The following is an 8,663-nucleotide window of genomic DNA, read 5'->3' on the forward strand; positions in this document are numbered from 1 at the left end:
GATGCGGCAGGGCAATCTCGACACGGTGCGCCATGCCGAGACGGAGCTCGCCCGCCGCGCCGCGGCTGCCTACGCGCCGGAGTTCCTGTGGCAATGCACGCTGGTCTCAACCTTCGAGCCGTGCGCGATGTGCGCCGGCACGATGTATTGGGCCAATATCGGGCGGCTGGTTTACGGGGTCGAGGAGACCGAACTCCTGGCGCTCACCGGGGATCACGCGGAGAATCCGACGATGAGCCTCTCTTCGCGCACCGTCCTCGGCTCCGGCCAGAGAAAGATCGAGGTCTTTGGCCCCTTCCCCGAAATCGCCGACGAGATGCTCGCACCGCACCGCGATTTCTGGAAGCGCTGACGGCTTCGTCCCGGCCGGTAAGGTCGATCAATGGCAGCAGTGACTGTCGGATCGCGGTGGGAGCCGCCGCCGCCGTTCAACAAAATCAAAGACTTGTAGAATCAACGATCCGAAGTCGGACGATCTTGTCATGCGTTGCCCGTGGCGAGATCCTTGAGAAGGGCGTGCAGGCCGTGAAAACTCGGACAGTCGCTGCTTTCTCAAAGACTCAAAGGCCCTAAGTGGCTGATATTTAATGCTAAAACAATGGTGAGCGCGATGGGATTCGAACCCATGACCTACTGATTAAAAGTCAGTTGCTCTACCGGCTGAGCTACGCGCTCCCGCGGGCGAAAGGCGGCCCTCGAAATTGCGCGGAACATAGGGAGAGTGCCTCGACCGGTCAACCGGAAAAAGAGGTCTCGCAAACACGGGCGGCTTCGCCCTGTCGCGGCACTTGTCCCACGCGCTGTCGGGGGGAGAACGGCCAAGGAACGCTGCCATTTATGCCTGACGGTGGCATCCAGTCTGGGGAACAATTGTATGCGCCGCTCGTTTTTCGGGCACAGGGACGTCCGCCAAACCATCGAGGAGAAGACCAATGAACAGAATCACAACGAGCCTGCTGGCGACCGCTCTCTCCGCCACATTCGTTGCGGCGGAGGCGGTGTCGGTTAATGCCCAACCGAACTATGTGCCGCAGTCCCAGGTCGCGGTGCCGGATGTACAGACAGTCCAGTACCGGGAGTGGCGCAAGGACCGCTACAATCGCAATTTTTCGCGTGACCGCAGTTTTTCGCGTGACCGCAATTTTTCCCGCAATCGCGGCATGTATTGGAACGGCCATCGGGGCTATCGTGAATATCGCCCCGGCTACCGTCGTCACGGCGATTATTGGTTCCCGCTTGCGGCCTTCGCTACCGGCGCGCTGATTACCGGGGCAATCATCAACAACGAAAACAACCGCGTCTATGAAGGCAATGCGCATGTGCGATGGTGCTACGACCACTACCGCAGCTACCGTGCTTCGGACAACACGTTCCAGCCGAATTACGGCCCCCGCAGGGAGTGCCGCTCGCCTTATTGATGTGGGTGAGTGGGAGTAATTGATAGTGCTGCATTGAAGGCCCATGCCAGAAGTGGCGCGGGCCTTTCTTTTCGGTCACCCCTGCCAACTGAGGCCTATGGCGTGCTCAGCGTCCGGCGCACAGCATCGCGCCAACCAGCAAGTTTGGCTGCGCGCGCAGAGCCATCCATGGCCGGCTGGAACCTCCGCTCCAGCGCCCAGCTCTTCGCGAATTTCTTGGCATCCGGCCACACGCCTGCCTTCGACCCGGCGAGCCACGCGGCACCCAGCGCCGTCGTCTCCAGGATGGTCGGACGGTCGACCGGCGCGTCGAGGATGTCGGCCAGCCTCTGCATGGTCCAGTCCGACGCAACCATGCCGCCGTCGACCCGCAGCACGGTCTTGGCCGAAGCTCCCTTCCAGTCCTTTCGCATGGCGTCGAGCAGGTCGCGCGTCTGGTAGGCGACGGATTCGAGTGCGGCGCGGGCGAATTCCGCCGGCCCGGAATTGCGCGTCAGCCCGAAAATGGCGCCGCGTGCCTCGGCGTCCCAATGCGGCGCGCCGAGCCCGACGAAGGCCGGCACCAGGTAGACGTTTTGCGTTGGATCAGCCTCGGCAGCCAGCTTGCCGCTTTGCTCGGCCTTGCCGATCACCTTGATGCCGTCGCGCAGCCATTGGACCGCGGCGCCGGCAATGAAGATCGAGCCCTCCAGCGCATAAGTGGTCTTGCCGTTCAGCCTGTAGGCAATAGTGGTCAAGAGCCGGTTCTTCGAACGCACAAGGTCGCTGCCGGTGTTGAGCAGCGCAAAGCAGCCCGTGCCGTAGGTGGATTTCATCATGCCCGGCTCGAAACAGGCCTGGCCGATGGTCGCCGCATGCTGGTCGCCGGCAACACCGAGGATTCTTATCTCGGCGCCGAAGAGATTTTTCTCCGTGATTCCATAGTCATCGGCGCAGTCCTTTACCTCGGGTAGCATTTTCGCCGGGATGTTCAGTATCGACAGCAGTTCGTTGTCCCAGGCATTTTTCTCGATATTGTAGACCAGCGTGCGCGACGCGTTGGTGGCATCCGTGGCGTGGACCTTGCCGCCGGTCAGCCGCCAGATCAGAAAGCTGTCGATGGTGCCGGCGAGCAACTCGCCTTTCTCGGCACGACGCCGCGCCCCTTTTACCTTGTCCAGCATCCAGGCGATCTTGGTACCGGAAAAATACGGATCAAGCAGCAGGCCGGTTTTTTTGGTGAACTTTTTCTCCAGTCCCTGCTTCTTCAGTTTCTGGCACAGCGGCGTGGTGCGCCGGTCCTGCCAGACAATGGCATTGTGGATCGGCTTGCCGGTCGCCTTGTCCCAGATGACGATGGTCTCGCGCTGATTGGTGATGCCGAGCGCGGCCACTTCGGATGCAGCCCGGCCGGCCTTCTTCAGCGCCGCCTTCACGGTCGTCACCACGCTCGCCCAGATGTCTTCGGGATCGTGCTCGACCCAGCCGGAGGCCGGATAGTGCTGGATGAATTCCCTCTGCCCGCTGCCGGCGACCTTCATATCGCCGTCGAACAGGATCGCCCGGGTCGAAGTCGTGCCCTGGTCGATGGCAAGGATGTATCCGGTCATTCTGCTTCCCCGCTTAATGCATGTCGCCCAAAGGTGACCTCGGTTTTGGGAGAACGACATGCACAAAAACAAAGACCTAAAGCGCGTTGCATGAATCCGTCTCAACGCGACGCGCTTTAGTCTTTTGCACAAACAGGGGAGACGGCAAGATGCCGCCTCCCCCTATTCTCATGATGCTGGCGCGAGCGCCGACACCAAGGCTACTTCTGCCAGCTCTTCACCAGTTCGTCGTAGTTGATGGTGATCGGCTTTTCCTTCTCGTTCTCGATCTTCAACTGAGGAGCGAGATTGCCCTTCTTGACCGCGTCGGCGTTCCAGTAGGCGAGGTCATGCTCTTCGGCCATCTTCGGGCCGATATCGCCCTGAACGCCCGACTTCTCGATGCGGCTCATGACCTTTTCCTGTTCGCCGCAGAGCGAGTCCATCGCTTCCTGCGCGGTCTTGGCGCCCGACGACGCATCGCCGATCGCCTGCCACCAGAGCTGTGCCAGCTTCGGATAGTCAGGCACGTTGGTGCCGGTCGGCGACCACTGAACGCGGGCCGGCGAACGGTAGAACTCGATCAGGCCACCGAGCTTCGGAGCCCGCTCGGTGAAGCTCTTGTCGTGGATCGTGCTCTCGCGGATGAAGGTCAAGCCGACATGGCTCTTCTTCACGTCGACTGTCTTCGAGGTGACGAACTGCGCGTAGAGCCAGGCGGCCTTGGCGCGGTCGGTCGGGGTCGACTTCATCAGCGTCCAGGAGCCGACGTCCTGATAGCCGAGCTTCATGCCGTCCTTCCAGTAGACGCCATGCGGCGACGGCGCCATGCGCCACTTCGGCGTACCGTCGTCGTTCAGCACCGCCTTGGCGCCGGCATCGACCATCGAAGCGGTGAAGGCGGTGTACCAGAAGATCTGCTGGGCAACCGCGCCCTGCGCCGGAACCGGGCCGGATTCGGAGAAGGTCATGCCCTGGGCTTCCGCCGGAGCGTAGGCCTTCAGCCAGTCGAGGTATTTCTGGATCGAGTAGACGGCGGCCGGGCCATTGGTGTCGCCCCCGCGCGCCGTGCAGGAGCCGACCGGACGCGAATTCTCGTCGACCTTGATGCCCCACTCATCGACCGGCAGACCGTTCGGCAGGCCCTTGTCGCCATTGCCGGCCATCGACAGCCAGGCGTCGGTGAACCGCCAGCCGAGCGACGGGTCCTTCTTGCCGTAGTCCATGTGGCCATAGACCTTCTTGCCGTCGATCTCGCGGCCGGTGAAGAACTCGGCGATGTCCTCATAGGCAGACCAGTTGACGGGAACGCCAAGGTCGTAGCCGTACTTGGCCTTGAAGTCCGCCTTGTTCTTCTCGTCGTTGAACCAGTCGTAACGGAACCAGTAGAGGTTCGCGAACTGCTGGTCGGGAAGCTGGTAGAGCTTCTTGTCCGGAGCGGTCGTGAACGAGGTGCCGATAAAATCCTTCAGGTCGAGGTTCGGGTTGGTGACATCCTTGCCCTCGCCCGCCATCCAGTCGGTCAAATTGCGCACCTGCTGGTAGCGCCAGTGGGTGCCGATCAGGTCGGAATCGTTGACCCAGCCGTCATAAAGGTTCTGGCCCGTCTGCATCTGGGTCTGGATCTTCTCGACGACGTCGCCTTCCTGGATGACGTCATGCGTGATCTTGATGCCGGTGATGGCGGTAAAGGCCGGCGCCAGCACCTGCGATTCATACTGGTGCGTGGCGATGGTTTCCGAAACGACCTTGATGTCCATGCCGGCGAAAGGCTTCGCGGCATCGATGAACCACTGCATTTCGGCTTCCTGGCCAGCGCGGTCGAGCGTCGAGAGCGGGCCGATTTCCTTGTCCAGGAAAGCCTTTGCCTCGTCCATCCCGGCATAGGCATTGCCCACGCCCAGCAACAGGACAAGGGCCGTCGTTGATGTTAAAAATTGCCTTCGCATGTGTTTCCTCCACAGTTTTAAGGTTCAAGTGCGATCTGGAGCGGCCGCCGGCACGCGGTCGCTCCAACAGTTTCCCCCTCTATACGTAGCGGAACACGCCAATGGCGTAGACCACGGAGAGAGCGAGAGCCCACCACAGGTTGGATCCGACAAGACCCAACCAAGCGAGATGGATAAAGGCGCTGCCAAGCAGCGACAGGAAAAGACGGTCGCCGCGCGTTGTCTCGAAGCGCAGCACGCCGACGCGCGGATTGCCGCCCGGCGAAGCGTATTCCCAAGCCGCCATGCCGCACAGCAGCAGAAGGATGGTCCCGAAAAAGGCCGCCGTCGGCCACGTCCACGCCATCCAGGTGAGGTCGAAATTCATCGTCAAACCCTCCCCAGGGCGAAGCCCTTGGCGATATAATTGCGCACAAACCAGATGACGAGCGCGCCGGGGATCAACGTCAGCACGCCGGCGGCGGCGAGCAGGCCCCAGTCCATGCCAGCGGCCGAAACCGTGCGGGTCATGGTGGCGGCGATCGGCTTGGCGTCGGTGGTGGTCAGCGTGCGGGCAATCAACAGTTCCACCCAGGAGAACATGAAGCAGAAGAAGCAGGCCACGCCAATGCCGCTGGCGATCAGGGGCATGAAGATCCTGACGAAGAAGCGCGGGAACGAATAGCCGTCGATATAGGCGGTTTCGTCGATTTCCTTCGGCACACCCGACATGAAGCCTTCGAGGATCCACACCGCCAGCGGCACGTTGAACAGGCAGTGCGCCAGCGCCACCGCAATGTGCGTGTCGATCAGGCCGAAGGCCGAATAGAGCTGGAAGAACGGCAGCGCGAACACCGCCGGCGGCGCCATGCGGTTGGTCAGCAGCCAGAAGAACAGGTGCTTGTCGCCGAGGAAGCGGTAGCGCGAGAAGGCGTAGGCTGCCGGCAGCGCGGCAGCCACCGAAATCACCATATTCATCACCACATAGGTGATCGAGTTGATGTAGCCCGAGTACCAGGAGGCGTCGGTGAAGATGGTGACGTAGTTGGCGAGCGTCGGCTGGTGCGGATAGAGCGTCAGCGAGGAGACGATCTCGGCATTGGTCTTGAAGCTCATATTAATGAGCCAGTAGATCGGCAGCAAAAGCACGACGATGTAGACCGTCGGCACGATCCACCACCAGCGCGATTCCTCGCCGCGTTTGCGCATCAGCCGGGCGACCTGATCCTGCGAGAGTGTGCTCGCCAGTTTGCCCGCTGCTGTGGTCTCGCTCACTCTATCGGCTCTTTCGTTGGCGCCGGTCATCTCAGCGCTCCGCGTCGTAGTTGGTCATCACGGTGTAGAAGACCCATGACAGCAGAAGGACGATGAGGAAGTAGACCAGCGACATGGCTGCGGCCGGACCGAGGTCGAACTGGCCGAGCGCGGTCTTGACGAGGTCGATCGACAGGAATGTCGTCGAGTTGCCGGGACCGCCTCCCGTCACCACGAAGGGTTCGGTATAGATCATGAAGCTGTCCATGAAGCGAAGCAGCACGGCGATCAGCAGCACCCTGTTCATCTTCGGCAGCTGGATGTAGCGGAACACCGCCCAGCGCGAGGCGCCATCGATCTTGGCCGCCTGATAGAAGGCATCCGGAATGGAGACCAGGCCGGCATAGCAGAGCAGCACGACGAGGCTGGTCCAGTGCCAGACATCCATGATGATGACGGTGACCCAGGCATCGAACGGGTCCTGCACATAGTTGTAGTCGATGCCGAGCGCGTTGACGTAGTAGCCGAGCAGACCGATGTCGTTGCGGCCGAAGACCTGCCAGATGGTGCCGACGACGTTCCACGGAATCAGCAGCGGCAGCGCCATGAGCACCAGGCAGACCGGCACGCCCCAGCCCTTTTTCGGCATGTTGAGCGCGATGAAGATGCCGAGCGGCACTTCGATCGCCAGGATGATGAAGGAGAAGATCAGGTTGCGGACCATCGCTTCCCAGAAGCGGCTGGAAGACAGCAGTTCCTCGAACCACTCGGTGCCGGCCCAGAAGAAGACGTTGTTGCCGAACGTGTCCTGCACCGAATAGTTGACGACGGTCATCAGCGGGATGACCGCCGAGAACGCCACCAGCACCAGCACCGGCAGCACCAGGAACCAGGCCTTGTTGTTCCAGGTCTTTTCCATCTATGCCCCCATCTCGACGCGCCAGGAATCGGCATAGATGTTGATGCCGGCCGGCTCGAACCGCACCTTCGGATCGGCTGGCACGGTCTCGTCCTCGCCGATGACGGCCGCAATCTCGCGGCCTTCGAGCTTGGCGCGGACCACCTTGTGGCGGCCGAGATCCTCGACCTTGCTGACCTGCACGGCCATGCCGTCGCGGCCAAGCCGGACATATTCGGGACGGATGCCGAGTTCGATGGCGCCGCTGCCCGCTTTTGGCGCGCCCGGCAGTTCGATGCGCTGCGAGCCGAGCGTCGCCGTCTTGCCGTCGATGGCCACCGGCATGACGTTCATGCCGGGCGAGCCGATGAAATAACCGACAAAGGTATGGCGTGGCCGTTCGAACAGTTCGGCTGGCGTGCCGATCTGGACGATGCCGCCGTCATACATGACCACGACCTGGTCGGCGAAGGTCAGCGCCTCGGTCTGGTCGTGGGTCACATAGACCATGGTGTAGCCGAAGCGGCGGTGCAGCTGCTTCAGCTGCGAGCGCAGCACCCATTTCATATGCGGGTCGATGACGGTCAGCGGCTCGTCGAACAGGATGGCGTTGACGTCGGAGCGCACCAGCCCGCGGCCGAGCGAGATCTTCTGCTTCTGGTCGGCGGTCAGGCCCCTCGCCTTCTTCTTCGCCCAGGCCGCCAGGTCGATCATCTCCAGCGTCTCGCGCACCTTGCGGTCGACATCGGCTTCCGGCACGCCGCGATTGCGCAGCGGGAAGGCCAGATTGTCGTAGACGGTCATGGTGTCGTAGATGACCGGGAACTGGAACACCTGCGCGATATTGCGCTCCTGCGTCGACAAATTGGTCACGTCCTTGCCGTTGAACAGCAACTGACCGTGCGACGGGTGCAGCAATCCCGAAATGATGTTGAGCAGCGTGGTCTTGCCGCAGCCCGATGGCCCGAGCAGCGCATAGGCGCCGCCGTCCTCGAAGGTGTGGTGCACTTCCCTGAGCGCGAAATCGGCATCCTTCCGAGGGTTCGGCAGATAGGAATGCCTGACATGGTTGACGTCTATGCGTGCCATATCTTTCCCCTCAAGCCGCCAGCTTCGGCGCGGCCACGGCACGGCCGTGCTCGTCGAAGACCATGATGTGGCGCGGATCGATGAACACCTCGACCTCGGCGTCGGGTTCGAAGTCGCGGATGCCGTGGGTCAGCATGACCCAGCGCGCGTCCGCGAAATCGAGATGGATGAAGCTTTCCGAGCCGGTGATCTCGGTGATCGTCACCTTGGCGCGCACCGGCACAGCGGCGGCATTGGGCTGATCGAGCGACAGGTGATGCGGCTGAAAACCGACCGTGTACATGGCATCGGCAATGCCGGCGAGATCGGCGGGCACCGGCAGTTTGACCCCACCCTCGAGCAGGAAATCCCCACCTTTCTTGGCCAGCACGATGGTGTTGAGCGGCGGGTCGGCGAAAGTCTTGGCCGTCACCAGATCGACCGGTTTGCGGAACACGTCGATGGTCGGTCCGAACTGGGTGATGCGCCCTTCGGAAAGCGTCGCCGTGTTGCCGCCGAGCAGCAGCGC

9 protein-coding genes and 1 tRNA gene are annotated in these 8,663 nt (G+C 61.9%); 2 read left to right on the forward strand and 8 right to left on the reverse strand.

Annotated elements, in window-relative coordinates:
- Positions 1 to 352, forward strand: a 352-nt coding sequence (locus ENZ75_RS12255; protein WP_128278118.1) for a deaminase, incomplete at its 5' end; no start/stop codon positions are given.
- Positions 353 to 599: 247 nt separating this feature from the next.
- On the opposite strand, the gene ENZ75_RS12260 is transcribed toward ENZ75_RS12255, so the two are convergent.
- Positions 600 to 675: transfer RNA gene (locus ENZ75_RS12260), tRNA-Lys, on the reverse strand.
- A gap of 257 nt (positions 676 to 932) precedes the next feature.
- Here ENZ75_RS12260 and ENZ75_RS12265 point away from each other — a divergent pair.
- Complete coding sequence (locus ENZ75_RS12265; protein WP_063167948.1) at positions 933 to 1,418, forward strand: BA14K family protein; 486 nt, start codon at positions 933 to 935, stop codon at positions 1,416 to 1,418.
- A gap of 95 nt (positions 1,419 to 1,513) precedes the next feature.
- On the opposite strand, the gene glpK is transcribed toward ENZ75_RS12265, so the two are convergent.
- From glpK to ENZ75_RS12300, 7 genes are all read right to left on the reverse strand, one after another.
- Positions 1,514 to 3,007 carry a glycerol kinase GlpK gene (gene glpK / locus ENZ75_RS12270; protein ID WP_063167947.1) on the reverse strand — a complete coding sequence of 498 codons (1,494 nt, stop codon included), beginning with the start codon at positions 3,005 to 3,007 and terminating at the stop codon, positions 1,514 to 1,516.
- Between the two features lie 200 nt (positions 3,008 to 3,207).
- Positions 3,208 to 4,935, reverse strand: coding sequence for an ABC transporter substrate-binding protein (locus tag ENZ75_RS12275; protein WP_013531807.1), 1,728 nt, complete (start codon positions 4,933 to 4,935; stop codon positions 3,208 to 3,210).
- 79 nt (positions 4,936 to 5,014) lie between these two features.
- Positions 5,015 to 5,308, reverse strand: coding sequence for a DUF2160 domain-containing protein (locus ENZ75_RS12280; RefSeq protein ID WP_024503495.1), 294 nt, complete (start codon positions 5,306 to 5,308; stop codon positions 5,015 to 5,017).
- On the reverse strand, positions 5,305 to 6,219 hold the full coding sequence (locus ENZ75_RS12285) for a carbohydrate ABC transporter permease (RefSeq protein ID WP_063167946.1): 915 nt from the start codon (positions 6,217 to 6,219) through the stop codon (positions 5,305 to 5,307). Before ENZ75_RS12285 ends, ENZ75_RS12280 begins: the two co-directional genes overlap by 4 nt.
- Position 6,220: 1 nt before the next feature.
- Positions 6,221 to 7,087, reverse strand: a complete 867-nt coding sequence (locus tag ENZ75_RS12290; protein WP_013531810.1) for a sugar ABC transporter permease — start codon at positions 7,085 to 7,087, stop codon at positions 6,221 to 6,223.
- Positions 7,088 to 8,155, reverse strand: a complete 1,068-nt coding sequence (locus ENZ75_RS12295; RefSeq protein WP_128278119.1) for an ABC transporter ATP-binding protein — start codon at positions 8,153 to 8,155, stop codon at positions 7,088 to 7,090.
- 10 nt (positions 8,156 to 8,165) lie between these two features.
- A partial coding sequence (locus tag ENZ75_RS12300; RefSeq protein ID WP_164887793.1) for a TOBE domain-containing protein occupies positions 8,166 to 8,663 on the reverse strand: 498 nt, incomplete at its 5' end.

Source organism: Mesorhizobium sp. M7A.F.Ca.CA.002.04.1.1, assembly GCF_004022805.1.
In the GTDB taxonomy this organism is placed as follows: domain Bacteria; phylum Pseudomonadota; class Alphaproteobacteria; order Rhizobiales; family Rhizobiaceae; genus Mesorhizobium; species Mesorhizobium ciceri.